The 23,952-nt window shown below is 56.9% G+C and carries 26 protein-coding genes and 2 tRNA genes; 14 read left to right on the top strand and 14 right to left on the bottom strand.

The features are described 5' to 3' along the window. The 6 genes from DW58_RS20320 to DW58_RS20310 form a co-directional block, all read right to left on the bottom strand. Positions 1–398, bottom strand: a 398-nt coding sequence (locus tag DW58_RS20320) for a DUF943 family protein (protein WP_201784912.1), incomplete at its 3' end; no start/stop codon positions are given. Positions 399–446: 48 nt separating this feature from the next. After that, a complete protein-coding gene (locus DW58_RS15705) occupies positions 447–905 on the bottom strand; it encodes a DUF943 family protein (RefSeq protein ID WP_051195592.1) in 459 nt (152 codons plus the stop codon). A 21-nt stretch (positions 906–926) separates the two neighbouring features. Continuing rightward, the gene (locus tag DW58_RS20315) at positions 927–1,394 is read right to left on the bottom strand and encodes a DUF943 family protein (RefSeq protein ID WP_024562489.1); all 468 of its coding nucleotides are present in this window, start codon (positions 1,392–1,394) and stop codon (positions 927–929) included. Further along, positions 1,381–2,229, bottom strand: coding sequence for a DUF3289 family protein (locus tag DW58_RS15695; RefSeq protein WP_024547888.1), 849 nt, complete (start codon positions 2,227–2,229; stop codon positions 1,381–1,383). Before DW58_RS15695 ends, DW58_RS20315 begins: the two co-directional genes overlap by 14 nt. Positions 2,230–2,348: 119 nt before the next feature. Continuing rightward, positions 2,349–2,747, bottom strand: coding sequence for a bleomycin resistance protein (locus DW58_RS15690; RefSeq protein ID WP_152525642.1), 399 nt, complete (start codon positions 2,745–2,747; stop codon positions 2,349–2,351). Between the two features lie 141 nt (positions 2,748–2,888). Next, positions 2,889–3,047: a YqaE/Pmp3 family membrane protein gene (locus DW58_RS20310; protein WP_035885506.1), complete on the bottom strand. Its 159-nt coding sequence runs from the start codon at positions 3,045–3,047 to the stop codon at positions 2,889–2,891. 271 nt (positions 3,048–3,318) lie between these two features. Between DW58_RS20310 and DW58_RS15685 the strand changes: the two genes are divergently transcribed. Together DW58_RS15685 and DW58_RS15680 are read left to right on the top strand one after the other, a co-directional pair. After that, positions 3,319–3,498 carry a hypothetical protein gene (locus tag DW58_RS15685; RefSeq protein ID WP_024547890.1) on the top strand — a complete coding sequence of 60 codons (180 nt, stop codon included), beginning with the start codon at positions 3,319–3,321 and terminating at the stop codon, positions 3,496–3,498. A 428-nt stretch (positions 3,499–3,926) separates the two neighbouring features. Next, positions 3,927–4,376, top strand: a complete 450-nt coding sequence (locus tag DW58_RS15680) for an L-alanine exporter AlaE (protein WP_024547891.1) — start codon at positions 3,927–3,929, stop codon at positions 4,374–4,376. Between the two features lie 38 nt (positions 4,377–4,414). Here the strand turns inward: DW58_RS15680 and DW58_RS15675 are convergent, their stop codons facing one another. Continuing rightward, positions 4,415–4,759, bottom strand: coding sequence for a DUF2002 family protein (locus DW58_RS15675; RefSeq protein WP_024547630.1), 345 nt, complete (start codon positions 4,757–4,759; stop codon positions 4,415–4,417). Positions 4,760–4,922: 163 nt separating this feature from the next. Between DW58_RS15675 and DW58_RS15670 the strand changes: the two genes are divergently transcribed. The 12 genes from DW58_RS15670 (at position 4,923) to emrB (ending at position 18,452) form a co-directional block, all read left to right on the top strand. Continuing rightward, entirely contained in the window at positions 4,923–5,249 is a 327-nt protein-coding gene (locus tag DW58_RS15670; RefSeq protein WP_024547629.1) for a DUF883 family protein, read from the top strand. A gap of 289 nt (positions 5,250–5,538) precedes the next feature. After that, positions 5,539–5,781 carry a glutaredoxin-like protein NrdH gene (gene nrdH / locus DW58_RS15665; protein WP_024547628.1) on the top strand — a complete coding sequence of 81 codons (243 nt, stop codon included), beginning with the start codon at positions 5,539–5,541 and terminating at the stop codon, positions 5,779–5,781. Continuing rightward, a complete protein-coding gene (nrdI, locus tag DW58_RS15660) occupies positions 5,778–6,188 on the top strand; it encodes a class Ib ribonucleoside-diphosphate reductase assembly flavoprotein NrdI (protein ID WP_024547627.1) in 411 nt (136 codons plus the stop codon). Before nrdH ends, nrdI begins: the two co-directional genes overlap by 4 nt. After that, positions 6,161–8,305 carry a class 1b ribonucleoside-diphosphate reductase subunit alpha gene (gene nrdE, locus DW58_RS15655; protein ID WP_024547626.1) on the top strand — a complete coding sequence of 715 codons (2,145 nt, stop codon included), beginning with the start codon at positions 6,161–6,163 and terminating at the stop codon, positions 8,303–8,305. The genes nrdI and nrdE overlap by 28 nt, the downstream gene beginning before the upstream one ends. 9 nt (positions 8,306–8,314) lie before the next feature. Next, positions 8,315–9,277, top strand: coding sequence for a class 1b ribonucleoside-diphosphate reductase subunit beta (nrdF, locus tag DW58_RS15650; RefSeq protein WP_024547625.1), 963 nt, complete (start codon positions 8,315–8,317; stop codon positions 9,275–9,277). A gap of 364 nt (positions 9,278–9,641) precedes the next feature. Continuing rightward, positions 9,642–10,844, top strand: a complete 1,203-nt coding sequence (proV, locus tag DW58_RS15645) for a glycine betaine/L-proline ABC transporter ATP-binding protein ProV (protein WP_024547624.1) — start codon at positions 9,642–9,644, stop codon at positions 10,842–10,844. Then, positions 10,837–11,973, top strand: coding sequence for a glycine betaine/L-proline ABC transporter permease ProW (gene proW / locus DW58_RS15640; protein ID WP_024547623.1), 1,137 nt, complete (start codon positions 10,837–10,839; stop codon positions 11,971–11,973). Before proV ends, proW begins: the two co-directional genes overlap by 8 nt. Before the next feature lie 105 nt (positions 11,974–12,078). Then, a complete protein-coding gene (proX, locus tag DW58_RS15635) occupies positions 12,079–13,074 on the top strand; it encodes a glycine betaine/L-proline ABC transporter substrate-binding protein ProX (protein ID WP_024547622.1) in 996 nt (331 codons plus the stop codon). A gap of 242 nt (positions 13,075–13,316) precedes the next feature. Further along, entirely contained in the window at positions 13,317–14,501 is a 1,185-nt protein-coding gene (locus tag DW58_RS15630; protein ID WP_024547621.1) for an MFS transporter, read from the top strand. A 553-nt stretch (positions 14,502–15,054) separates the two neighbouring features. Next, a complete protein-coding gene (gene mprA, locus DW58_RS15625; protein ID WP_024547620.1) occupies positions 15,055–15,588 on the top strand; it encodes a transcriptional repressor MprA in 534 nt (177 codons plus the stop codon). Between the two features lie 134 nt (positions 15,589–15,722). Beyond that, on the top strand, positions 15,723–16,895 hold the full coding sequence (gene emrA / locus DW58_RS15620; RefSeq protein WP_024547619.1) for a multidrug efflux MFS transporter periplasmic adaptor subunit EmrA: 1,173 nt from the start codon (positions 15,723–15,725) through the stop codon (positions 16,893–16,895). A 15-nt stretch (positions 16,896–16,910) separates the two neighbouring features. Continuing rightward, positions 16,911–18,452 carry a multidrug efflux MFS transporter permease subunit EmrB gene (gene emrB / locus DW58_RS15615; protein ID WP_024547618.1) on the top strand — a complete coding sequence of 514 codons (1,542 nt, stop codon included), beginning with the start codon at positions 16,911–16,913 and terminating at the stop codon, positions 18,450–18,452. Positions 18,453–18,889: 437 nt separating this feature from the next. Here emrB and luxS read toward each other — a convergent pair whose 3' ends face one another. From luxS to DW58_RS15580, 7 genes are all read right to left on the bottom strand, one after another. After that, on the bottom strand, positions 18,890–19,405 hold the full coding sequence (luxS, locus tag DW58_RS15610; protein ID WP_024547617.1) for an S-ribosylhomocysteine lyase: 516 nt from the start codon (positions 19,403–19,405) through the stop codon (positions 18,890–18,892). 152 nt (positions 19,406–19,557) lie between these two features. Beyond that, positions 19,558–21,114, bottom strand: coding sequence for a glutamate--cysteine ligase (gene gshA / locus DW58_RS15605; protein WP_024547616.1), 1,557 nt, complete (start codon positions 21,112–21,114; stop codon positions 19,558–19,560). A gap of 131 nt (positions 21,115–21,245) precedes the next feature. Then, a complete protein-coding gene (locus DW58_RS15600; protein WP_024547615.1) occupies positions 21,246–21,674 on the bottom strand; it encodes a YqaA family protein in 429 nt (142 codons plus the stop codon). Beyond that, positions 21,671–22,237, bottom strand: coding sequence for a fructose-1-phosphate/6-phosphogluconate phosphatase (gene yqaB, locus DW58_RS15595; protein ID WP_024547614.1), 567 nt, complete (start codon positions 22,235–22,237; stop codon positions 21,671–21,673). Before yqaB ends, DW58_RS15600 begins: the two co-directional genes overlap by 4 nt. Positions 22,238–22,396: 159 nt before the next feature. Continuing rightward, positions 22,397–23,311, bottom strand: coding sequence for a bestrophin family protein (locus DW58_RS15590; RefSeq protein WP_024547613.1), 915 nt, complete (start codon positions 23,309–23,311; stop codon positions 22,397–22,399). A 227-nt stretch (positions 23,312–23,538) separates the two neighbouring features. Further along, a tRNA-Arg gene (locus DW58_RS15585) sits at positions 23,539–23,615 on the bottom strand. A 61-nt stretch (positions 23,616–23,676) separates the two neighbouring features. After that, positions 23,677–23,753, bottom strand: a tRNA-Arg gene (locus DW58_RS15580). Between the last annotated feature and the right edge of the window lie 199 nt (positions 23,754–23,952).

Genomic DNA, 23,952 nt, shown 5'->3' with positions numbered 1-23,952 from the left:
CCGATATCAAACAGCGTGTGCCCTGAACTGACAGACCGCTGGATCGTCATCACCCACTCTTTTTCAATACAGTTACGTGGCGGCTGCATATCATCGAAACAGAGTCGATCCTTGCGCTCCTCTTCTTTATACCCATCAGCGAAATCCCAGACGCTGACGTAGAAATAGCCATCCGTATCGATAACTGGAATGTTGTACTGCTGACGCAGCATGTCCACATTCTGCTTCCACCAGAGGATCTTAGTGCGCCGTGTTAGCGGTGGATGTTCCAGTAAAATCCTTGCGGCACGATCGCTGACATGAACAGCGATAATCTTTGTTGGGCTCAGCGCTAGAGAGAGTAGCCAGATTGTTGCAGTGGCCATTGTCATTAAGAACGTTGCCGTGGATTTTTTCATAAGGCATAACATGATGAGAAAGCGTTGCCGGAAAATAGCGTCACGTAACTATTCATCATTAGCCACATGGATGAATTCCCCCGTCGCGTCCTGCACCCAAGTGCTGTCGCCCGCCTCAACATAAATCTGTTTGGTATTTCTGGCGCGCGAGATAGTCATTACCCCGTTTTTATCGATGCAGTTGCGCGGTTCAGGCATATCCTCAAAGCAGAGCCGGTCTTTACGGCCCTCCTCTTTATACCCGTCGGCAACATCCCAGACGCTGATATAAAAAACGCCGTCGCTGTCTTCCTGAGGAATACCATAGTGCGATTTCAGGTAGGTCTGATTTTCCTGCCACCACGCCAGCGCCCCGCGAGCGGTAAAGGGCGGGTTTTTCAGTAGCACGCTGGAAAAATAGGTTTCGCGGTGAACCGCCACCACCTCGGGCGTTCTCAGGTTAATCCCTGTCGCCAAAATCAGGGCAATGAAAATAAGAGTGCCTGCACACGCGGTGCGCTGTTTCATTAGGTAAATCCTTATAACCTGCTAACGTACCTGGAAAGTAAAATGCTGCTTGTGAATAGCGCCGTCCGGGAATATTTCATACGTTTCGTCACCGATATCAAACAGCGTGTGCCCTGAACTGACAGACCGCTGGATCGTCATCACCCACTCTTTTTCAATACAGTTGCGTGGCGGCTGCATATCATCGAAACAGAGTCGATCCTTGCGCTCCTCTTTTTTATACCCATCAGCGAAATCCCAGACGCTGACGTAGAAATAGCCATCCGCATCGATAACTGGAATGTTGTACTGCTGACGCAGCATGTCCACATTCTGCTTCCACCAGAGGATCTTAGTGCGCCGTGTTAGCGGTGGATGTTCCAGTAAAATCCTTGCGGCACGATCGCTGACATGAACAGCGATAATCTTTGTTGGACTCAGCGCTAGATAAAGTAGCCAGACAACCGCAGCGACAGCCAAACACAGGAGCAATGCCTTACATTTTGTCATCGCGCGTCCCTGAGATTTCTACCGTTGCCTGCATATTGGTCATAAAGGGTCGGAAGCCAAACTGTGAAGATCGCTGGAGAAAAAACCACAGGCGAAATATCCGGAATGAGTGAAAGAATGTGTTTTGAATATCGTGCCTGTCCAGACCAAAATGATCCTGAACCTTCCATGTTACGGTTGCCCGATATTGATTACTGTTTATCGATAGAGCATCAATCGCAATGTGGGTTGCACAAGTATCATGCACGGTTATCCCGAGACCATTTACCGCATGTTTTATCTGCGTAAACTTTGGAAGCACAGTGAAGCCAATCGCTTTATCGAGTTCATATAAAAAACCATCTTTGATATTGCATCTGTCCCAGTCAATATTCCCATGAAGAACACTCTTTATTTTTTTAAGGGAACTTAACTGAGTATTGTCGTCACTCAAAATCTGCTCCCGCAACGCGCTATCAAGGCTACTGCTATAAAACGGCATTCCCGTATTGTTTTGCATATGGGTAATCATTTCGCCAATCACATGCTGATACGGGCCGGTAAAAGAGAACATGCGCGCGAGCTGTCGGAATTCGTCAAACAACAGGCCGGCACACTGGGTCCGGGTTAGCGCAGTACGGGTCACATTGTGCGGAGTAATCAGGTCATGAGGACGATACGCGGCATCAGTTTTTATCAACTGAAACGGATCGACATGCGCGGAAATATCGTTGAGCTGGAAGTCGTTTCTGAGCTGACCTTCGTGGATATCGCCGTAGCGCATATCGTCGGCGGTGTAGTCATCCATTCCGCGCCGGGTTTTGAAGATTATTTTCGGAAAGTGTAGTGCTGCCATATCGCCTCCGTTACGCGCCCTCTTCCTGAGTGCGCGACGGATACTACGCCGGAAATAGCGGTACGAAAACGTTGGTTATTTGTATATATACAGCGCCGCTAATCATTTCCGATCGGGCGTTATTTCTCGACCGGTTCAATATACTGGCTGAAACGTAGCAGATAGCCGTCCGGATCCTGCACCAGAAACTCGCGCTGGCAGGCAATGCCGCTTTCGGTCTGGTAGTGGTTATCTTTTACCGGGCGAAACAGCGGGATCTCCGCCTGTGTCAGACGTGCCAGCAGCGGGTCAACGTTATCCACTTCAATCTGAAAGTTTACCCCACGGCCAAAGGGCCGGGTCAGTTCCGCCGTCTGCCAGCCGCCGTCGTGATACGCCTCCAGCATCAGCTGCGCCTGGCCGAGAGCAAGGTATGCAAACGCCGGCTGCGTGCGGCGGTTTCTCACGCTGAAGCCCAGAATATCCACGTAAAAGTGAAATGCGGCGGCGAAGTCGGATACGGTTAGTTCAGGAACCATCGGGTTCCAGTAGTCGGTAGCGCTCAAGAGGTGTCCTTTTCAGGCAACAGAAACCGAAAGCATAAATCAGATGAATGCGCTGACCCAACCTCTGGCCACAACGGACATAAAAAAAGCCACCGGCGGTGGCTTTCTTCACGCTTAGTTACGCGTCTGTACCCAGAACGCATGGATAAGGCCAGGAATATAGCCGAGCAGCGTCAGGATGATGTTAATAATAAACGCTCCGCCGAGGCCTTTACCCAGCAGCACGCCCAGCGGCGGCAGAATGATAGTGAGTACGACTCTCCAGAAACCCATAGCTACTCCTGTTTTACGTCTTCCAGGTTATTGTAAATACTAATAATTAAGTGTAGCTCGCTTCGCTGAAACGTCCACCCGCCAGACACTACTTTACCCCCCGCTCACACTTCCCTGGACTATTTCCCCACTGGCGCTGAAACCGCCTTGCTCCCTCTCAGCGCCGCTTGCGGGCGGTTTACGCGAGCGGTTCAGACAGCGCTGTACCGACGTATTCAGGTAAGCTATGTTTACAGTTCATCATCTTAATGACAAAAACCGGAGGTAAATGATGTTTGCACCAGGCGATCTTGTTCAGCCACGCATGGGCGGCCCCAAGCTGAAAGTGCTGGAAGTGAATGACGACCAGGTGGTTGCGGTTCGCGCCGACAACGACCAGGGCGAAAAGGTAACGGTAAAAGCGGCCGATCTGGCGCTGTATAAAGAAGACGGCGATTTCGGCGTCTGCTAAGGCTTTACAGGGGGCGCCTGCGCCTCCCTGACTCTCCCCACCGCCGCGTGCGTCAGGTATTACACCCTGCCCCTGCATCAGAACGTTATCCCCGAAAAACGCAATAAAGCAGTATTTTATTTTGACCGAACGGCAGTTTACAACTTTACACCTGCGGCAGACCCCGTCCCGCCATCACGCCTTCCAATTCGCACAAAACGAAACATATTAACTCACTGTTTTATAAGAAAAACATCATAGCATCCGCTAAAAAATCGCGGCCATGCTGGCATTAAGACCACCACCAGAGAATCTTATCGATAAAAGCGCGATAAATAAAAATTTAACGCTAATTGCGTTGTTATATCCAGCCATATACGCTGTCAGCAGATAAAAAGGCCTTCCTGTCCTTCTGTTTGTTAACCCTGATTTCTTTCTGGAGCACGACGATGTTCTCTGCGCACTCACGCCTGCGCCACGCGGCTGCCGACATTTTTGCCATGGTGGTGTATTGCTCTGTCGTCAACATGATGATTGAGATATTCATCTCAGGCATGAGTTTTGAGCAGTCGCTCTCTTCCCGGCTGGTGGCCATTCCCATCAACATGGTGATCGCCTGGCCCTATGGACTGTACCGTGACCGCGTGATGCGCGAGGCGCGCCGTCTGAGCGGAGCGGGATGGATGAGAACCAGTGCGGACGTTGTGGCCTACGTCACCTTTCAGTCGCCGGTGTACGCGCTGATCCTGTGGAGCGTGGGGGCGGATGTTCCGCAGATTGTGACCGCGGTGAGTTCTAATATCGTGGTGTCGATGATGATGGGCGCCGCGTACGGCTATTTTCTTGAATACTGCCGCCGCCTGTTCCGCGTGGCGCCGCAGCCGGGCGCCCTGCTCTGACGCCGACGTGCGAAAGACGGGCCATGGCCCGTCACCCCTTACTGGACGTCGCCAAACAGTCCGCTCAGGTAACGCTCCAGCGCAATGCGGGAGCTAAAGCCGTGGGGGATCCCGTAGTGCTCTTCCGTTTCGCCGCCTAAATAGAGCGGGAACTGCTGATAGTGATCGCAGGTTTTGATATCCGACGCCGGGTCGGCCAGCGACTGGCTGCGCTCTTTTAGCGTCGGGTGAATAATCAGCGCTGTGCGGCCCAGACGTGCCTCGCGATTCACATACACATAGTCGTCACCGCGGCGGTAACCATAGGTTTTGGGCGTCACGGCATCCATCACAAATCCTGCTTTTTCCAGAACGCGCGCCACCTCGTCGGGTCGTAAATACATAGCTTTTCCTCGTCATCGCTGTACTGCACCGCAACCTTACCGTAATGAGCATCAGCAGGGCTTTCGGAAAAGTCCAGAAAGCCGTGCATCTTTGCCGATCCGCTTCCGGGGGACGAAATCCAGGCTACACTTTTAAACATGTTGAACCCAAAGGAGAAACACCATGTTTAACCGACCAAACCGAAATGAAGTCGACAATGCGGTTGATGATATCAACAGCGACGTAAGTAAACTGGCTGACTCCCTTGAGGATGTGCTGAAATCCCTGGGCAGCGATGTGAAAGGCGAAGCGGATACCGCGCGCCGTAAGGCTGAATCCCTGCTGCGTGAAACCCGCGCCCGTATGAATGGCCGCGGTCGTGTGACCCAGGCTGCGCGTGATGCGGCGGGCTGCGCCGAGACCTTCGTGCGTGATAAGCCGTGGTGCAGCGTGGGTGCTGCTGCTGCCGTCGGTATCTTCCTCGGCGCGCTGCTCACCTCACGTCGCTAAGTCTGCCTTACCCTCGCTGAAAATATGCCTTGCCCCGCAGCCCGCTGCGGGGTTTTTTTATGCCCTTCTCCCGCGTTTTACCTTTCTTTCGCGACCCATTACCGCGCTTTTAGGGGTGTTGTCAGCTGGCAGTAGCCCGTCGCCTGACAGGCGTAAGCTTATCGAAAAATACTATATCTTGCGTGGTTGAATTTATTTTTAACTACATCTAGTATTCATTTCATCAGGCAACCCCATCAGCAGCGCGTACTTTCACGTCGCGATGCTATTTTAAACGGAAATACGAATCATGCGCATTACTATTTACACCCGAGATGATTGCGTTCAGTGCCATGCCACCAAACGTGCTATGGAGAGCCGTGGTTTTACCTTCGATCTGGTGAATCTGGATCACAACCCGGAAGCGATTGACGACCTGCGCGCCCAGGGCTTCCGTCAGCTGCCGGTGGTGATTACCGACAGCGAAAGCTGGAGCGGTTTTCGCCCGGACATGATTAACCGTCTGCGCAATAACCTCGCGGCCAGCGCATGACCCGCCTGGTCTACTTCTCCAGCACCTCGGAGAATACGCACCGCTTCATTGAGCGGCTTGGCCTGCCGGCGGTGCGTATTCCGGTTAACGAGCGCGAGCGGATTGAGGTAGACCAGCCCTACATTCTGGTCGTGCCCTCCTACGGCGGCGGCGGCACCGCGGGCGCCGTTCCGCGTCAGGTGATCCGCTTTCTGAATAATGAACGTAACCGCGCCCTGCTGCGCGGGGTGATCGCTGCGGGCAACCGTAACTTCGGTGACGCGTTCTGCCGGGCCGGGGATGTCATTGCCGCGAAGTGTCAGGTGCCTTATCTCTACCGCTTTGAGCTGATGGGCACGCCACTCGATATTGAAAACGTGCGTAAGGGAGTAACCGAATTTTGGCAACGACAACCGCAGAGCGCGTGATCGCCGCCGCGCCGGATTACCATGCGCTGAACGCCATGCTTAATCTCTATGATAAGCAGGGGCGCATTCAGTTTGAGAAAGACAAGGAAGCGGTTGAGGCCTTCTTCCACCAGCACGTGCTGCCGAACACCGTGGCGTTTCCCGACCAGCAGACGCGTCTCGACTGGCTGGTGGCGGAGGGCTACTACGACAACCGCGTGCTCGCCCGCTACGATCGGGCGTTTGTCATCGATCTGTTTGCCCGCGCCGCCAACAGCGGTTTTCAGTTCCAGACCTTCCTCGGGGCCTGGAAGTACTACACCAGCTACACCCTGAAAACCTTCGACGGTAAGCGCTATCTTGAGCACTTCCCGGATCGCGTGGTCATGGTCGCGCTCACGCTGGCGCAGGGCGATCTGACGCTGGCCGACGCGCTGGTGGACGAGATCCTTGCCGGCCGCTTCCAGCCCGCAACCCCGACCTTCCTCAACTGCGGTAAAAGCCAGCGCGGCGAGCTGGTCTCCTGCTTCCTGCTACGCATTGAGGACAACATGGAGTCCATTGGCCGCGCGGTAAACTCGGCCCTGCAGCTCTCAAAACGCGGCGGCGGGGTGGCGTTTCTGCTCTCCAACCTGCGCGAGGCGGGTGCGCCCATCAAGCGCATAGAGAACCAGTCGTCGGGCGTGATTCCGGTCATGAAAATGCTGGAGGATGCGTTCTCCTACGCCAACCAGCTCGGTGCGCGCCAGGGGGCCGGCGCGGTCTACCTGCATGCGCATCACCCGGATATCCTGCGCTTCCTTGATACCAAGCGTGAAAACGCCGACGAGAAAATCCGTATCAAGACGCTGTCGCTGGGCGTGGTGATCCCGGACATCACCTTCCAGCTTGCCAAAGAGAACGCCGAAATGGCACTGTTCTCACCCTACGACGTGGAACGTCTGTACGGCAAACCCTTTGGCGACGTGGCGATAAGCGAGCTTTACCACCAGCTGGTGGACAACCCGCAGGTGCGCAAAACCTGGATTAACGCCCGGGATTTCTTCCAGCGCGTTGCGGAGATCCAGTTCGAGTCGGGCTACCCGTACATCATGTACGAGGACACCGTTAACCGCGCCAACCCGATTGCCGGGCGCATCAACATGAGCAACCTGTGCTCGGAGATCCTGCAGGTCAACAGCGCCTCGACCTACGACGAGAATCTTGATTACGCGGAGACCGGGAAGGATATTTCCTGCAACCTCGGGTCGCTCAACATCGCGCATACCATGGATTCGCCGGATTTTGGTCGCACCGTTGCGATTGCGGTGCGCGGCCTGACGGCGGTGTCGGACATGAGCCATATACGCTCGGTGCCCTCCATCGAGGGGGGCAACGCGGCGTCCCACGCCATTGGGCTGGGGCAGATGAACCTGCATGGCTATCTGGCGCGGGAGGGTATCGCCTACGGGTCGCCGGAGGGGCTGGATTTTACCAACCTCTATTTCTACACCATCACCTGGCATGCCCTGAACACCTCGATGCAGCTGGCGCGCGAGCGCGGGCAGCGCTTTGCCGGGTTTGAGCAGTCGCGCTACGCCAGCGGGGCGTACTTCGACAGCTACCTTGAGACGGACTGGACGCCGAAAACCGAGACGGTTCGCGTGCTGTTTGCCCGCGCGGGGGTGACGCTTCCGACCCGCGATATGTGGCTACAGCTGCGCGAGGACGTGATGCGTTACGGCCTCTACAACCAGAATTTGCAGGCGGTGCCGCCGACCGGCTCGATCTCCTACATCAATCACGCCACCTCGAGCATTCACCCGATCGTGTCGCGCATTGAGATCCGTAAAGAGGGCAAAACCGGCCGCGTCTACTACCCGGCACCGTTTATGACCAACGAGAACCTCGCCTTCTGGCAGGACGCCTACGAGATCGGCCCGGAGAAGATCATCGACACCTATGCCGAAGCCACGCGCCATGTCGATCAGGGGCTGTCCCTGACCCTGTTCTTCCCGGATACCGCCACTACGCGCGATATCAACCGGGCGCAGATTTACGCCTGGAAAAAAGGCATCAAGACGCTGTACTACATTCGCCTGCGCCAGATGGCGCTCGAAGGCACCGAGATCGAAGGCTGCGTGTCCTGCGCGCTGTAAGGAGAGAAGATGACCCGTTTAACGCGCCTGTCGGCTATTAACTGGAACAGCATTCAGGACGACAAGGATCTGGAGGTCTGGAACCGGCTGACCAGCAACTTCTGGCTGCCGGAGAAAGTGCCGCTGTCCAACGATATTCCCGCCTGGCAAACCCTGAGCCTGGAGGAGCAGCGCCTGACCATTCGCGTCTTTACCGGCCTGACGCTGCTCGACACCATCCAGAACAGCGTCGGGGCGCCGGTGCTGATGCAGGATGCCATCACGCCGCATGAAGAGGCGGTGCTGTCGAACGTCAGCTTTATGGAGGCGGTTCACGCCCGCTCCTACAGCTCGATTTTCTCCACCCTGTGCCAGACCAAAGAGGTGGATGCGGCCTATGCCTGGAGTGAAGAGAACGCCCCGCTGCAGCGTAAAGCGGCGCTGATCCTCGAGCAGTACGCCAGCGATAATCCGCTGAAGAAGAAAATCGCCAGCGTATTTCTCGAATCGTTCCTGTTCTATTCCGGCTTCTGGCTGCCGATGTACTGGTCGAGCCGCGGCAAGCTGACCAACACCGCGGATCTGATCCGCCTGATTATTCGTGATGAGGCGGTGCACGGCTACTACATTGGCTACAAGTACCAGAAAGGGCTGGAGAGAGTGAGCGACGGGGAACGCGAGGCGCTGAAGTCTTTTGCCCTCGATCTGCTGATGGATCTCTACGATAACGAGCTGGCCTATACCGATGCGCTATACGGTGACGTTGGCTGGGCAGATGAGGTGAAAGCCTTCCTGTGCTACAACGCCAATAAGGCGCTGATGAACCTCGGCTACGAGGCGCTGTTCCCGGCCGAGATGGCGGATGTGAACCCGGCGATCCTCGCCGCGCTATCGCCCAATGCTGATGAAAATCACGATTTCTTCTCCGGCTCCGGGTCGTCCTACGTGATGGGCAAAGCGGTGGAAACCGAAGACGACGACTGGAATTTTTAATCGCCGTTTTTGGTTTATTCATTTCCCGGCGGGGCGGATTTTTCGCCCCGCTATTTTTTTATTAATCCTTGTTAACTTATCGCACTATTTCCCGCGCTTTTTTCAGTGATATTGCCATCAGGCCGCCGGGTCATTCTGCCGTTTCGGCTGAAATTGCTCCGGTAATTCACAAAAATATCCCGCTGTCGCAATCGGCGCTCAGCCCTTATATCATGGGAAACCCGCGCCACCAGCCTTCGGCAAATTCCATGCCACAAATCATTTGAGGGTTGTCTCAGATTCTGAGTATGTTAGGGTATGACCAGTTAATATTTCACGCACAAATGGTAATAGTATCGATATATAACAGGAAATACGTTATTGCATGGCAATTAAATTAGAAATTAAGAATCTTTATAAAATATTCGGGGAACACCCCGAGCGCGCATTTAAATATATTGATAAGGGACTTTCTAAAACTGAAATTTTAGAAAAAACCGGGCTGTCACTTGGCGTTATCGACGCCAGTCTGGCCATTGAAGAAGGCGAGATTTTTGTCATCATGGGATTATCCGGCTCCGGGAAATCCACTATGGTTCGCCTTCTCAATCGCCTGATTGAACCTACCCGCGGCCAGGTCCTGATTGATGGCGTCGACATTGCCAGAATATCAGACGCCGAGCTTCGCGAGGTGCGCAAGAAGAAAATCGCGATGGTATTTCAGTCCTTCGCCCTGATGCCGCATATGACCGTGCTGGATAATACCGCGTTCGGTATGGAATTAGCCGGCGTGCCGCTGAAAGAGCGTCAGGAAAAAGCGCTTGATGCCCTGCGTCAGGTGGGACTGGAAAATTACGCGCATTCCTATCCAGATGAACTTTCCGGCGGCATGCGTCAGCGCGTCGGTCTGGCGCGCGCGCTGGCGATTAATCCTGATATTTTATTGATGGATGAAGCCTTCTCGGCGCTCGACCCGTTAATTCGCAGCGAAATGCAGGATGAGCTGGTGAAATTACAGGCCCGCCATCAGCGCACCGTGGTCTTTATTTCCCACGATCTCGACGAAGCCATGCGCATCGGCGACCGCATTGCCATTATGCAAAATGGCGAAGTGGTGCAGGTCGGTACGCCGGATGAAATTCTGAATAATCCGGCGAACGATTATGTGCGCACCTTCTTCCGCGGCGTCGATATTAGCCAGGTATTCAGCGCCAAAGATATTGCCCGTCGTACACCGGTTGGTCTGCTGCGTAAAACCACGGGCTTCGGCCCGCGCTCGGCGCTAAAACTGCTCGACGACGAGGACCGCGAATTCGGTTACGTCATTGAGCGCGGCAACCGGTTTGTCGGTACGGTCTCCATCGATTCGTTGAAGGCAGCGCTTGCCGCAGGCCAGGGTCTGGATGCCGCGCTGCTCGATATCCCCGCGGCGGTTGACGCCGAAACGCCGCTCAGCGAACTGCTGTCACCGGTCGGCGTTGCGCCGTGCGCGGTGCCGGTAGTGGACGCAGAGCAGCAGTATCTTGGCATCATCTCGAAAGGGATGCTGCTGAAGGCATTAGATCGCGAGGGGGCAACCAATGAGTAAGCAAACCACCAATCCGTGGGAGACCGATGCGGCGACCCAGGACGTCGGAAACCAGGCTGCCACCCAGAGCGGTGCCGATGCATGGGGCAACACGGCCGCGCCGGCACAGGATGCCGCCAGCGGCAGCGCCGATGCCTGGGGCAGCCCAACGCCCGCGCCGACTGACGGTTCAACCGACTGGCTGACCAGCGCACCGGCACCGGCACCCGAGCACTTCAACATTCTGGATCCGTTCCATAAGACGCTGATCCCGCTCGACAGCTGGGTTACCGAAGGCATCGACTGGATCGTGCTGCACTTCAGGCCGCTGTTCCAGGGCATTCGCGTGCCGGTGGATTATATCCTGAACGCCTTTCAGCAGCTGCTGCTGGGCATGCCCGCCCCGGTAGCGATTATTCTGTTTGCCCTGATCGCCTGGCAGATCTCCAGCGTCGGTATGGGCGTGGCAACGCTGATTTCGCTGGTGGCGATCGGTGCCATCGGCGCGTGGTCCCAGGCGATGATCACCCTGGCGCTGGTGCTTACCGCACTGCTGTTCTGCATTGTGATAGGCCTGCCGCTCGGCATCTGGCTGGCGCGCAGCGAGCGGGCGGCGAAGATCATTCGTCCGCTGCTCGACGCCATGCAGACCACGCCGGCGTTCGTCTATCTGGTGCCTATCGTCATGCTGTTCGGTATCGGTAACGTGCCGGGCGTGGTGGTGACTATTATCTTTGCCCTGCCGCCGGTGGTGCGCCTGACGATTCTGGGTATTAACCAGGTACCGGCTGACCTGATTGAGGCGTCACGCTCGTTCGGGGCCAGCCCGCGTCAGATGCTGTTCAAAGTGCAGCTTCCGCTGGCGATGCCGACCATCATGGCGGGGATCAACCAGACGCTGATGCTGGCGCTGTCGATGGTGGTGATCGCCTCGATGATCGCCGTGGGCGGCCTCGGTCAGATGGTACTGCGCGGCATTGGCCGTCTCGACATGGGTCTGGCTACCGTCGGCGGCGTGGGGATCGTTATCCTCGCCATCATCCTCGACCGTCTGACGCAGGCGATGGGGCGCGACTCGCGCTCACGAGGTAACCGCCGCTGGTACACCACCGGGCCGCTGGGTCTGGTGACCCGTCCTTTCACAAAATAGTCGCGCTTCGCCCGGCGGCACGAAGTTGCCGGGCGTAAGAGCCGATCCGCGGTGGGCTTGTCCCGCCCGCACAGCACCCCTTCAACATCACAATAAGGAACAACGATGCGACATAGCGTTATTTTTGCTACGGCCTTTGCCACCCTTGTTTCCACCAGCAGCATCGCTGCCGATCTGCCGGGTAAAGGCATCACCGTACAGCCGGTGCAGAGCACCATCACCGAAGAGTCCTTCCAGACCCTGTTGGTCAGCCGCGCGCTGGAGAAACTCGGCTACAAGGTGAATCCCACCAGCGAAGTGGATTACAACGTCGGTTACACCTCCATTGCCTCTGGCGATGCCACCTTTACCGCCGTGAACTGGCAGCCGCTCCATGACGATATGTACGCTGCCGCCGGCGGCGACAAAAAGTTTTATCGTGAAGGCGAGTTCGTTACCGGTGCCGCCCAGGGTTATCTCATCGACCGTAAAACGGCTGAACAGTACAAGATCACCAATATTGCGCAGCTGAAAGATCCCAACATCGCCAAACTGTTTGACGCCAACGGCGACGGTAAAGCTGACATGATGGGTTGTACCCCGGGCTGGGGCTGCGAGGCGGTGATTAACCACCAGAACGAGGCCTTCGATCTTGCCAAAACCGTTACCGTCAACCACGGCAACTACGCGGCGATGATGGCCGACACCATCACCCGCTTTAAGGAAGGTAAACCGGTGCTCTACTACACCTGGACGCCGTACTGGGTGAGCGATGTGCTGAAGCCGGGTAAAGACGTGGTGTGGCTGCAGGTGCCGTTCTCGTCCCTGCCTGGCGAGCAGAAAGGCATTGATACCAAACTGCCGAACGGTGCCAACTACGGCTTCCCGGTGAACACCATGCACATCGTGGCAAACAAAGCCTGGGCCGAGAAGAACCCGGCGGCGGCGAAGCTGTTCGCGATCATGAAGCTGCCGATTACCGATATCAACGCCCAGAACGCGATGATGCACGCCGGTAAATCCTCCGAGGCGGATGTGCAGGGCCACGTTGATGGCTGGATCAAAGCCCACCAGCAGCAGTTCGATGGCTGGATCAATGAGGCGCTGGCCGCGCAGAAGTAATCGCGCGCATGCCCTCTCAGCCCCTCCCCTGACGGTGAGGGGCTTTTTTGTGGGCGCTCGCCGGCTGCCCGCGCGCAACGCCGGGGAGGCGCACGCGGTGTCTCCTGCGCCGGACGGGTGGTCGTGGCCGCTCGTGAATACCCGTCCGCCGCAAACCGCACAAACCAACACCTTCCTCTGCTCCCGTCCGGCGCGCAATTGGTTATCATTGCCGTCTGGCAAAGGAAACATAACTCATAAAAATGAATAAACACGATCAAGGGCTTAGCCCTGCACTTATCGCGCTGATGTCTGTCGCCACTGGCCTTGCTGTCGCCAGTAACTACTATGCGCAACCGCTGCTCGACACCATCGCCGGGGCGTTCTCCCTGAGCGTCAACCAGGCGGGCTTCATCGTCACCGCGGCCCAGCTCGGCTACGCCGTGGGCCTGCTGCTGCTGGTGCCGCTCGGCGACATGTTCGAGCGCCGCAGCCTGATTGTGCTGATGACGCTGCTCTCCGCTGGCGGACTGCTGATTACCGCGTCCAGCCAGTCGCTGTGGGTGATGATCCTCGGCACCGCCCTCACCGGCCTGTTTAGCGTGGTGGCGCAGATCCTGGTCCCGCTCGCCGCGACGCTGGCCACGCCGCAAACCCGCGGCAAGGTGGTGGGCACCATCATGAGCGGCCTGCTGCTCGGCATCCTGCTGGCGCGCACCGTCTCCGGCCTGCTGGCGAGCCTCGGCGGCTGGCGCACCGTGTTCTGGGTCGCCTCCGGGCTGATGATGGTGATGGCCTTCGCGCTGTGGCGCGGGCTGCCGAAAATGAAATCGGAAACCCACCTTAACTATCCCCAGCTGCTGGGGTCGGTGTTCAGCCTCTTCACCCACAATGCGCTGCTGCGTACCCGCGCGCTGCTGGGCTGCCTGACGTTCGCCAACTTCAGCATTCTCTGGACCTCCATGGCATTTCTACTTGCCGCGCCGCCGTTCAGCTTCTCGGACGGCACCATCGGGCTGTTCGGGCTGGCGGGTGCCGCTGGTGCGTTGGGCGCCCGGCCGGTTGGCGGGCTGGTGGATAAAGGCAAAGCGCACCTTACCACCACGTGGGGGCTGGTCGCCCTGCTGCTCTCATGGATTGCGCTGGCCGCCGGGCAATTTTCGGTGCTGGCGCTGATCGCCGGGATTCTGGTGCTCGACCTTACCGTGCAGGGCGTACACATCACTAACCAGAGCGTCATCTACCGCGTGCTGCCCGATGCCCGTAACCGCCTTACCGCCGGATATATGACCAGCTACTTCATCGGCGGTGCGGCGGGCTCGCTCATCTCAGCCTCGGCGTATCAGCACGCCGGATGGAACGGCGTGTGCATCGCCGGGGCGGTCGTGGCGCTGCTCAACCTGCTGGTGTGGTGGCGCGGCTATCACCGTCAGAGCGAGGCGCAGTAAGCGCCTCAGCCCATCTTTACGCCCTTAAGCGCCCCCACAGGGTGTTAAGGGCGTGCTCAGTCTGATAAGGTTATAGGGTGTTATTGAATCGAGTGATTTTAACGTTGGTGATTTATTACATCTGACATGGATATTTCTGCGATGCGTTCGTCGGCCTGTGACGGTACGACGCAACGGCGACCAGAAGGTACTCTCGATACCCGGCACCTTTGCCGCGGTGCGCCTCCTGCCTTCCCTCTCGCATTAAGCGCCTGTCCCACAGGCGTTAAGACACTCGATCTTCCCTTTCCCGATGCCAGCCGTCTGTGCAGATCCTCCGATGCCCCCGTTCCGGCAGGCACCGGCGCGTACGTTTGCGCACGTCGGCGCCGGCGCTAATCGGGGTGGGACAATCACACCGGCAGCAGCAACGCTGCCCCTGTTCCGGATGATGGATTGATTCGGAACTCCTTACGGTAACGTGGTTGATGAAACATTGACCCGGCAAATATTACATTTACTTTATTTGTTACCGTAGTTACTATATCGGCTGCAATTAATGAGGTTACACCTAATGGATAGTTCGTTTACGCCCATTGAACAGATGCTAAAGTTTCGCGCCAGTCGCTACGAAGATTTCCCGTATCAGGAGATCCTTCTGACGCGCCTCTGTATGCATATGCAGGGCAAGCTGCTGGAAAACCGCAACAAAATGCTGAAAGCTCAGGGGATTAACGAGACGCTGTTTATGGCGTTGATTACGCTTGAGTCTCAGGAAAATCACAGCATTCAGCCCTCTGAGCTGAGCTGTGCGCTAGGCTCATCCCGTACCAACGCGACGCGTATCGCAGACGAACTGGAGAAGCGCGGCTGGATTGAACGCCGGGAAAGCGACAACGATCGCCGCTGCCTGCACCTCCATCTGACCGACAAGGGTCAGGAATTCCTGCGTCAGGTCCTCCCGCCGCAGCACAACTGCCTGCACCACCTCTGGTCTGCGCTGAGCGTGACCGAAAAAGAGCAGCTTGAGCAGATCACCCGCAAGTTACTTACCCGTCTTGATCAGATGGACGAGGATGAAACTATCCTTGCGACCACCGCAAAGTAGTCATAGCGGCTCATTTCGCAAACGTCCCACTGAAGTGAACGAGATACACTGACAGGCCAGCAGTTTACTGCTGGCCTTTCTGATAAAACAGGTCGGCTCAGCCGATGACAAAAAAGTAGATCGTGGAGAAAAACATGAGCGCAAATGCGGAGAATACCACCCCGCAGCAAGCGGTGAATAAATCCGGCAAGCGCAAACGCGCGCTGCTGATATTGACCTTGCTCTTTATTGTTATTGCTGTGGCATGGGGTATTTACTGGTTTCTGGTGCTGCGTTATGCCGAAGAGACCGATGACGCGTACGTTGCGGGTAACCAGGTGAAGATCATGTCCCAGGTGTCCGGGAGCGTGACCAAAGTCTGGGCGGAAAACACCGATTTCGTTAAGCAGGGTGATACCCTGGTGACGCTCGATCCTACCGATGCCCAGCAGGCGTTTGAAAAAGCGCAGACCGCGTTGGCCTCCAGCGTGCGCCAGACGCGCCAGCTGATGATCAACAGCAAGCAGCTTCAGGCCAACATTGAGGTGCAGAAAACCGCCCTCGCCCAGGCCCAGAGCGACTTCAACCGCCGTGTTCCGCTCGGTAGCGCCAACCTGATTGGCCGCGAAGAGCTCCAGCACGCGCGCGATGCGGTCGCCAGCGCTCAGGCAAAACTTGACGTGGCTATCCAGCAGTACAATGCCAATCAGGCGATGGTGCTCAACACCACGCTGGAACAGCAGCCTGCGGTGCAGGACGCGGCCACGGAAGTGCGCAACGCCTGGCTTGCGCTGCAGCGTACCAAAATCGTCAGCCCGATGACCGGCTACGTCTCCCGCCGCGCGGTTCAGCCCGGGGCGCAGATCAGCCCGACCACGCCGCTGATGGCGGTTGTGCCGGCCACGCACCTGTGGGTCGACGCCAACTTCAAAGAGACGCAGCTGGCGCATATGCGCATCGGCCAGAAGGCAACGGTTATCAGCGATATCTACGGTGACGATGTGAAGTACACCGGGAAAGTGGTGGGTCTCGATATGGGGACTGGCAGTGCGTTCTCGCTGCTGCCCGCCCAGAACGCTACCGGGAACTGGATCAAAGTGGTACAGCGCCTGCCGGTGCGTATCGAGCTGGATCAGAAACAGCTGAGCGATCATCCGCTGCGTATCGGTCTCTCCACGCTGGTCACGGTGGATACCACCGATCGCGATGGCGCGGTGCTGGCTACCCAGACGCGCACCACCCCTGCCTACGAGAGCAACGCGCGTGAAATCAACCTGGCGCCGGTCGATAAGCTTATCAACGATATCGTGAAGGCTAACGCAGGCTAAGTGGCGGAGGAACGCATGCAACAGCAACAGCGCAAACCGCTGGAGGGCGCGCAGCTGGTCATTATGACCATCGCGCTATCGCTTGCCACGTTTATGCAGGTACTGGACTCCACCATCGCCAACGTGGCGATTCCCACCATTGCCGGTAATCTCGGCTCGTCACTGAGTCAGGGCACCTGGGTTATCACCTCGTTTGGCGTGGCAAACGCCATCTCCATCCCGCTGACCGGCTGGCTGGCGAAGCGCTTTGGTGAGGTAAAGCTGTTCCTCTGGTCCACGGTGGCGTTCGCTATCGCCTCCTGGGCGTGCGGCGTCTCGTCCAGCCTCAATATGCTGATCTTCTTCCGCGTGATCCAGGGGATCGTCGCCGGGCCGCTGATCCCGCTCTCCCAGAGCCTGCTGCTCAGCAACTACCCGCCAGCGAAACGCTCGGTGGCGCTGGCGCTATGGTCGATGACGGTGATCGTCGCGCCAATCTGCGGACCGATTCTTGGCGGCTGGATCAGCGACAACTATCACTGGGGCTGGATCTTCTTTATCAACGTGCCGATTGGCGCGCTGGTGGTGCTGCTGACGCTGCAAACCCTGCGTCACCGCGAAACCCGAACCGAACAGCGGCGCATCGACGCCATCGGGCTTGGGCTGCTGGTGCTGGGGGTCGGCAGTCTGCAGGTGATGCTGGACCGCGGGAAAGAGCTGGACTGGTTTGCGTCCAACGAGATCATCGTGCTGACCATTGTGGCGGTGGTGGCGCTGAGCTTCCTGATAATCTGGGAGCTGACCGACGATAACCCGATAGTGGATCTCTCGCTGTTTAAGTCGCGCAACTTCACCATCGGCTGCCTGTGTATCAGCCTGGCCTACATGCTCTACTTCGGCTCCATCGTCCTGCTGCCGCAGCTGCTTCAGGAGGTGTATGGCTATACCGCCACCTGGGCTGGCCTGGCGTCCGCTCCGGTCGGGGTCATTCCGGTGCTGCTGTCGCCGATTATCGGGCGCTTCGCGCACCGGCTGGATATGCGCCGTCTGGTGACCTTCAGCTTCATTATGTATGCCGTGTGCTTCTACTGGCGCGCCTATACCTTCGAACCGGGTATGGATTTCGGCGCCTCGGCCTGGCCGCAGTTTATTCAGGGCTTTGCGGTCGCGTGCTTCTTTATGCCGCTGACCACCATCACCCTGTCCGGTCTGCCGCCGGAGCGGCTGGCGGCAGCCTCGAGCCTGTCAAACTTTACCCGTACCCTGGCGGGCTCGATCGGGACGTCCATTACCACTACCCTGTGGACCAACCGCGAGTCGATGCACCATGCGCAGCTCTCTGAATCGGTTAACCCGTTCAACCCGGAAGCGCAGCAGATGTACAGCCAGCTTCAGGGGATGGGCATGACGCAGCAGCAGGCCTCCGGCTATCTTGCCCAGCAGATCACCAATCAGGGGCTGATTATCTCGGCCAATGAGATCTTCTGGGTATCGGCGGGGGTCTTCCTGCTGCTGCTGAGCCTGGTATGGTTCGCCAGACCGCCATTCGGGGCGGGCGGCGGCGGCGGTGCGCACTGAGAATAGATAGCGCCAGCAATGGCGCTTTTTTTTGCTCATTATCCTGCAGTACTTTTTCTGAAAATAACCGCAGACACCCGCTGACAGCACAGGAAATGACGCAGAAATACAGCAGGTTAGTACTCGTTACCGTTAGTCGTGCACGTTATCGATCCATCGAATTTTTCGCTCCCCCCTCCACTCGCCGTATACTTCCTGCCCACTGAACGGCACGGCTTTGCCCGTCACCGTTCACCGCATCACCTTTCCGCTATCAAGGACTGATACCCATGAGATACACCCAGGGCGCGACGCTGTTTGTGATGACGCTGCTGGCATGCGCGGCGATGTGCGCGCTGCTGCTGGCAGAGGTTGTCTGACCGCGTGTTGTCACCTTACCCAGGGCGAAAAAAAACCACCCTCCGGGGTGGTTTTTTGCGAACGCCGCTGGCGTGCTACTAGATGTGCAGTTCCTGGAGCTTCTCTTTCGGCAATGCCAGTTCGTCATTGCTATTGACGCGAACGTCATGCTCAAGGATGTGGCGCGCGATGTCCTGCGCTTCCTGCAGGGAGTGCATCTGCCAGGTGCCGCACTGATACACGTTCAGCTCTGGGATCTGGTTCTGCTCTTTCACCTTCAGCACATCGGCCATCGCCGCTTTCCAGGCGTCGGCGACGCGCTGCTCATCCGGCTGGCCAATCAGGCTCATGTAGAAGCCGGTGCGGCATCCCATCGGCGAGATATCGATGATTTCAACGCCGTTGCCGTTCAGGTGATCGCGCATGAAGCCTGCGAACAGGTGCTCCAGGGTGTGGATCCCTTTCTCCGGCATCACTTCTTTGTTCGGAATGCAAAAACGCAGATCGAACACCGTGATGGTGTCACCGTGCGGGGTGTTCATGGTCTTTGCCACACGTACAGCAGGCGCTTCCATACGGGTATGGTCAACTGTGAAGCTATCCAACAATGGCATCTGGTCACCTCCGATAGTGATTTTTTTTAAATTAACTGAACTTATTCAATCTGGCCGACTCTCAGTATATGAAAGACGCGCATTTGTTATCATCATCACTGAGTCCAGAGATGACATTTTGGCCACATTTACTGTGGCCTTTTTCTTTTCTGTCAGGCGTTACGCGCCAGAAACTGCTCAAAGGATTCGCTGTCCGCCGCCTCAATCTCACGCTGACGTACAATGGACGCCTCGCGCTCGCGAGAGAAATCCTCTTCCTTTAAGATCTCCAGCGGCTCTTCACGCAGCTCGGCACGATACTGCTCTGCCAGCGCCAGGCCCGTTCCGCCAATCCCTTCGTCAATCATCGAGCGCAGAATACGCGCCGAATAGGTCAGCTCCGGATCGTCGAAGCTGGCAACCAGCGTATCGCATACGTTCTGGTAGGCGTCACCGCCTGCGATGCCGTCGAGGGTCTGCGCCACGCGCTTCAGATCCCGGAACAGGTTTTTGCCCACCTCCGGCAGCGGATGCTGAGCAGTTTCGCATCCCATTCCCAGCGTCAGCCCCGGTTTACGGCCTTCAAGGATAACGCGGTTCCAGTTGGTGCGCGTACACAGCAGCTCATCGCTGCTCATCTCCGGCGCATCCGCCAGCACGCACCAGATCAGGAACAGATCGAGGAAGCGAACCTGCTGCTCATCGACACCGGTGGCCGAGAACGGGTTAATGTCCAGGGAACGCACTTCGATGTATTCGATACCGCCGCGCATCAGTGCATCGGACGGCGTTTCACCGTCGCGCGTCACGCGTTTCGGGCGAATCGGGGCGTACAGCTCGTTCTCAATCTGCAAAATGTTGGTATTGATTTGCAGCAGCTTGCCGTCTTTCTCAAGGCCAAGCGCCGCATACTCTTCCGACGGCGTTTTAATCGCGCGCTTCAATCCTGCCACATAGGTGTCGAGATCGTTAAACGTAATTCCGAGATTGCTTTGCGATTTATTGGTATAGCCGAGATCGCTCAGGCGCAGCGAGGTGGCATACGGCAGATAGTACATGCCGCACTCGGTCTTCTCGAAGGGCAGCGTGGTTGGCTTACCCTGCAGGAACGAGGAGCAGATCGCCGGTGAAGCACCAAACAGGTACGGGATCACCCAGCCGAACCGGTAGTAGTTGCGAATCAGACGGAAATAGCCGGCCGAGATGGCCTCTTTGCCGCTCTGCTCGTCCTTCACGCCGCATTTCGCCTGCCAGAACGCCAGCGGCAGCGAGAAGTTGAAGTGGACGCCGGAAATGGTCTGCATCAACGCGCCGTAGCGGTTTTTCAGGCCTTCACGGTACAGCGTCTTCAGCCGACCTATATTCGACGTGCCGTACTGTGCCAGCTCGATGTCGTGCCCCTCTTCTACATAGCAGGGCATGCTCAGCGGCCAGAGACGCTCCTCGCCAATCTGGCGGGCGGCGTAGCGGTGGATGTCGCGCATCACGGTCAGCATATGATCGATGTCGTCATCAACCGGCGTGATAAATTCGAGCAGCGCTTCCGCGAAGTCGGTAGTGATCCATTTGTGGGTCAGCGCTGCGCCCAGGGCTTCCGGGTGCCCGGTTGTCGCAAGGCTTCCCTGCGGGGTGACGCGCAGCGTTTCGCGCTCCAGCCCACGACAAATGCCCTCAACAGCCTGAGGGTGTGCTTCCAGCCAGGCCAGCGCCTGTGATACGTCCGGGATCAAATTGACCTCCCGCCTGTCGAAATATTTTTATTAAGCATAATTGTAATGGTTGATGATTAAGAACGTCGTCTTTAATCGTATGATCAGCGCGCGACAAGCAGCCTGGCGCTGTTCCTTGCTCAAACAACCAATTAGTGCCACCACGTCATCCCTTGTAGCGTTACATACGTCACGACGACGTAGCGTAACGCCTTGCCAAGGCATAAGAAAAAAATTACCGGCCCCCACGCCTGGCGTAACCACCCGGCAAGCAGACACAGCAGATCTCCAATCACCGGCATCCAGCTAAGGAGAAGCGTTACTGGCCCGAACCGCCTGAGCCAGCGAGTCAGTTTTTCCTGTCTGGGTGAAGCATCACGCAGTGGGAAAAACCGCCCAAGAATAACGTTAGTCAGCCCTCCAAGGCTATTACCCATTGTTGCTATTACTACCAGAAGCCACGGCTGGCTCTTCCCGGCGATAAGCAGCGCGGCCAGTACCGCTTCAGAACTGCCGGGGAGCAGCGTTGCGCTCAGAAAGCTGCTGGCAAATAACGACAGAAGCGACAGTCCGTCGCTCACAATACACGCACGTCCACCGCATCCATCCCCGCCAGGCGTGCGGCCTGAATACCAAAATCAGCGTCTTCAAACACGACGCACTTCTCCGGCGCGACGCCCATCAGTTCGGCGCAGCGCAGGAAGGTGTCCGGTGCCGGTTTATGGTGTTCGACGTGATCGGCGGCCACCACGGCGTTGAAGTAGTGGCGAATGCCAAGGTGGGCAAGTAGGGCCTCCGCCAGCGCGCTTTCGCTGCCGGTGCCAACCGCCATAGGGCGACGGCCATACCACGTTTTAACCACCTCGATAAGCGGTAGCGAACGAACATCGTCAAGCAGCATGGCGCGCACGGCAGCGGTTTTTTCCTGTGCCAGCTGGTGAGGATCAAGCGACGCGTTGTTCAGTTCAATCACGGTCTGGGCAATACGCCACGTCGGGGAGCCGTTTAACGCGACCATCGCCTGCTCATCAAAGCGCATGCCGTACTTTGTCAGCACCTGATGCCACGCTTTGCGGTGCGTTGGCTCCGTGTCGAGAAGGGTTCCGTCCATGTCGAAAATCAGCCCGTCATATCGATCGTACATCGCATCCCTCATCCATCCAGTTTCGGACTGCTACTGTAGCGTAAAGCACGGCGGTTGTCGCTTTCTGAGGCGGGATGCAATAAGGGAATGACGAAAAGGCACGGCGGGAATAATGCCCCGCCGGGCATAGTTAAACACTGGTCGGCGGGCGGTGAATCATCAGGTCAGCTGATAGCGCTTATCCGGCAGAATGCGGGCCGGAACGTCAGTTTCATCATTCATCTGCAGCAGGTCGATTTCCATCGCATTGCAGATGGCGTCCAGCGGCAGATCGTTATTTTCCGTGCCGAACGGATCCTCCAGCTCCTCTGCCAGCGCGTCGAGCGCGATAAAGGTGTAGGAGACCAGCACCGAGATAAACGGCGTCATGTAGTGCAGATCGACCACCAGAGCGAACGGCAGCAGGATGCAGAACAGATAGACCGTGCGGTGCAGGATCAAGGTGTAGGCAAAGGGCACCGGGGTATTGGCGATACGCTCGCAGCCGGCCAGCACCACGGACATATCGTTGAGACGATTGTTGAGGCTGTGAAACAGGATGTCTGAAAGCTGCCCTTCCCGACGTCTCACCGCCAGCCAGTTGCCCATCAGCAGTAAAATGCGGTTGGCCGGTGAACTGGACTGCACCACCGTTGCCAGATCTGCCGGCGTCAGGTAGCGCGACAGCGTGGTCTCTACCGGCTGACGGCGCAGGGTCATGCGCAGACAGTGAGCGAAAGCAATTTGCAGGCGGACAAACTCACCGATTGCGGAGTCGTCCGGGAGCGTGTTCTTCACTTCACGCAGCAGGGAGCGCGCCGCAATCATCAGTTGCCCCCACAGCAGTCGCGCCTCGACATAACGCGCATAGCAGGCGTTATTGCGAAAGCCGAGGAAGATAGCAATGGCGACACCAAGAATGCTGAACGGTGCCACCGTGAGCTTGATGCCCAGCGAGGCGTACCAGGGCAGCACCAGAATCACCGCTACCGACAGCAGGAAGTTCAGGAATAAACGGGTAAAGATTTTTGGCAGGACGGAACCGTGCCAGACGAAAATCAGAGCCAGCCAGTGCTGTTGAGGGCGAATGATCATAGTGAATATCAAAGATGAGAAAGTCGCGGCAATTTAACGTGATCACTATCACAGTTGCAAGCATGCTAAAGAAATGTTGTGAAATTGGCTGATGTGGCAAAGTTATGAGCTGGATTTTAGTATGTTGTAACTATGATGAAGGTTAAAAAAAACCGGCGAGCGCCAGTGGGGTTATTTGCTGTGGATCAGGAAATATTTGATAGCCGTTACTGACGCTCAGCGCAATATGGTGCATCCGGGAGGATTCGAACCTCCGACCGCTCGGTTCGTAGCCGAGTACTCTATCCAGCTGAGCTACGGATGCATCGGGATTTACTGCTTTACTGCGGAAACTTAATCATCATCGCTGACACTTAAGTGCAATATGGTGCATCCGGGAGGATTCGAACCTCCGACCGCTCGGTTCGTAGCCGAGTACTCTATCCAGCTGAGCTACGGATGCATCGGGATTTACTGCTGTACTACTGAATCAATGTCGCTCATCATGCCGCAACACTGATGAAGATGGCGCATCCGGGAAAATTATCTGGCTTTCGCCTCACCCTGCGGGCCGTTGCTGCGCAGCGTTTTATCTTTCCTGGTGCTCGCGGTTGCTGACCGCGTTTATCACTTAATCGTCACGAATAACGCTTAAGTAGAAA

Origin of the sequence: Siccibacter turicensis LMG 23730 (assembly GCF_000463155.2) — a bacterium.
GTDB lineage: Bacteria > Pseudomonadota > Gammaproteobacteria > Enterobacterales > Enterobacteriaceae > Siccibacter > Siccibacter turicensis.
The sequence above is the reverse complement of the archived record's forward strand: the minus strand, read 5'-3'. Positions and strand labels throughout refer to the sequence as shown.

What these genes read in the sequence shown, in the direction of transcription:
- DW58_RS15705 (WP_051195592.1), bottom strand. Translation starts at nt 905, where the DNA reads ATGAAACAGCGCACCGCGTGTGCAGGCACTCTTATTTTCATTGCCCTG.
- DW58_RS20315 (WP_024562489.1), bottom strand. Translation starts at nt 1,394, where the DNA reads ATGACAAAATGTAAGGCATTGCTCCTGTGTTTGGCTGTCGCTGCGGTT.
- DW58_RS15695 (WP_024547888.1), bottom strand. Translation starts at nt 2,229, where the DNA reads ATGGCAGCACTACACTTTCCGAAAATAATCTTCAAAACCCGGCGCGGA.
- DW58_RS15690 (WP_152525642.1), bottom strand. Translation starts at nt 2,747, where the DNA reads ATGGTTCCTGAACTAACCGTATCCGACTTCGCCGCCGCATTTCACTTT.
- DW58_RS20310 (WP_035885506.1), bottom strand. Translation starts at nt 3,047, where the DNA reads ATGGGTTTCTGGAGAGTCGTACTCACTATCATTCTGCCGCCGCTGGGC.
- DW58_RS15685 (WP_024547890.1), top strand. Translation starts at nt 3,319, where the DNA reads ATGTTTGCACCAGGCGATCTTGTTCAGCCACGCATGGGCGGCCCCAAG.
- DW58_RS15680 (WP_024547891.1), top strand. Translation starts at nt 3,927, where the DNA reads ATGTTCTCTGCGCACTCACGCCTGCGCCACGCGGCTGCCGACATTTTT.
- DW58_RS15675 (WP_024547630.1), bottom strand. Translation starts at nt 4,759, where the DNA reads ATGTATTTACGACCCGACGAGGTGGCGCGCGTTCTGGAAAAAGCAGGA.
- DW58_RS15670 (WP_024547629.1), top strand. Translation starts at nt 4,923, where the DNA reads ATGTTTAACCGACCAAACCGAAATGAAGTCGACAATGCGGTTGATGAT.
- nrdH (WP_024547628.1), top strand. Translation starts at nt 5,539, where the DNA reads ATGCGCATTACTATTTACACCCGAGATGATTGCGTTCAGTGCCATGCC.
- nrdI (WP_024547627.1), top strand. Translation starts at nt 5,778, where the DNA reads ATGACCCGCCTGGTCTACTTCTCCAGCACCTCGGAGAATACGCACCGC.
- nrdF (WP_024547625.1), top strand. Translation starts at nt 8,315, where the DNA reads ATGACCCGTTTAACGCGCCTGTCGGCTATTAACTGGAACAGCATTCAG.
- proV (WP_024547624.1), top strand. Translation starts at nt 9,642, where the DNA reads ATGGCAATTAAATTAGAAATTAAGAATCTTTATAAAATATTCGGGGAA.
- proW (WP_024547623.1), top strand. Translation starts at nt 10,837, where the DNA reads ATGAGTAAGCAAACCACCAATCCGTGGGAGACCGATGCGGCGACCCAG.
- proX (WP_024547622.1), top strand. Translation starts at nt 12,079, where the DNA reads ATGCGACATAGCGTTATTTTTGCTACGGCCTTTGCCACCCTTGTTTCC.
- DW58_RS15630 (WP_024547621.1), top strand. Translation starts at nt 13,317, where the DNA reads ATGAATAAACACGATCAAGGGCTTAGCCCTGCACTTATCGCGCTGATG.
- mprA (WP_024547620.1), top strand. Translation starts at nt 15,055, where the DNA reads ATGGATAGTTCGTTTACGCCCATTGAACAGATGCTAAAGTTTCGCGCC.
- emrA (WP_024547619.1), top strand. Translation starts at nt 15,723, where the DNA reads ATGAGCGCAAATGCGGAGAATACCACCCCGCAGCAAGCGGTGAATAAA.
- emrB (WP_024547618.1), top strand. Translation starts at nt 16,911, where the DNA reads ATGCAACAGCAACAGCGCAAACCGCTGGAGGGCGCGCAGCTGGTCATT.
- luxS (WP_024547617.1), bottom strand. Translation starts at nt 19,405, where the DNA reads ATGCCATTGTTGGATAGCTTCACAGTTGACCATACCCGTATGGAAGCG.
- yqaB (WP_024547614.1), bottom strand. Translation starts at nt 22,237, where the DNA reads ATGTACGATCGATATGACGGGCTGATTTTCGACATGGACGGAACCCTT.
- DW58_RS15590 (WP_024547613.1), bottom strand. Translation starts at nt 23,311, where the DNA reads ATGATCATTCGCCCTCAACAGCACTGGCTGGCTCTGATTTTCGTCTGG.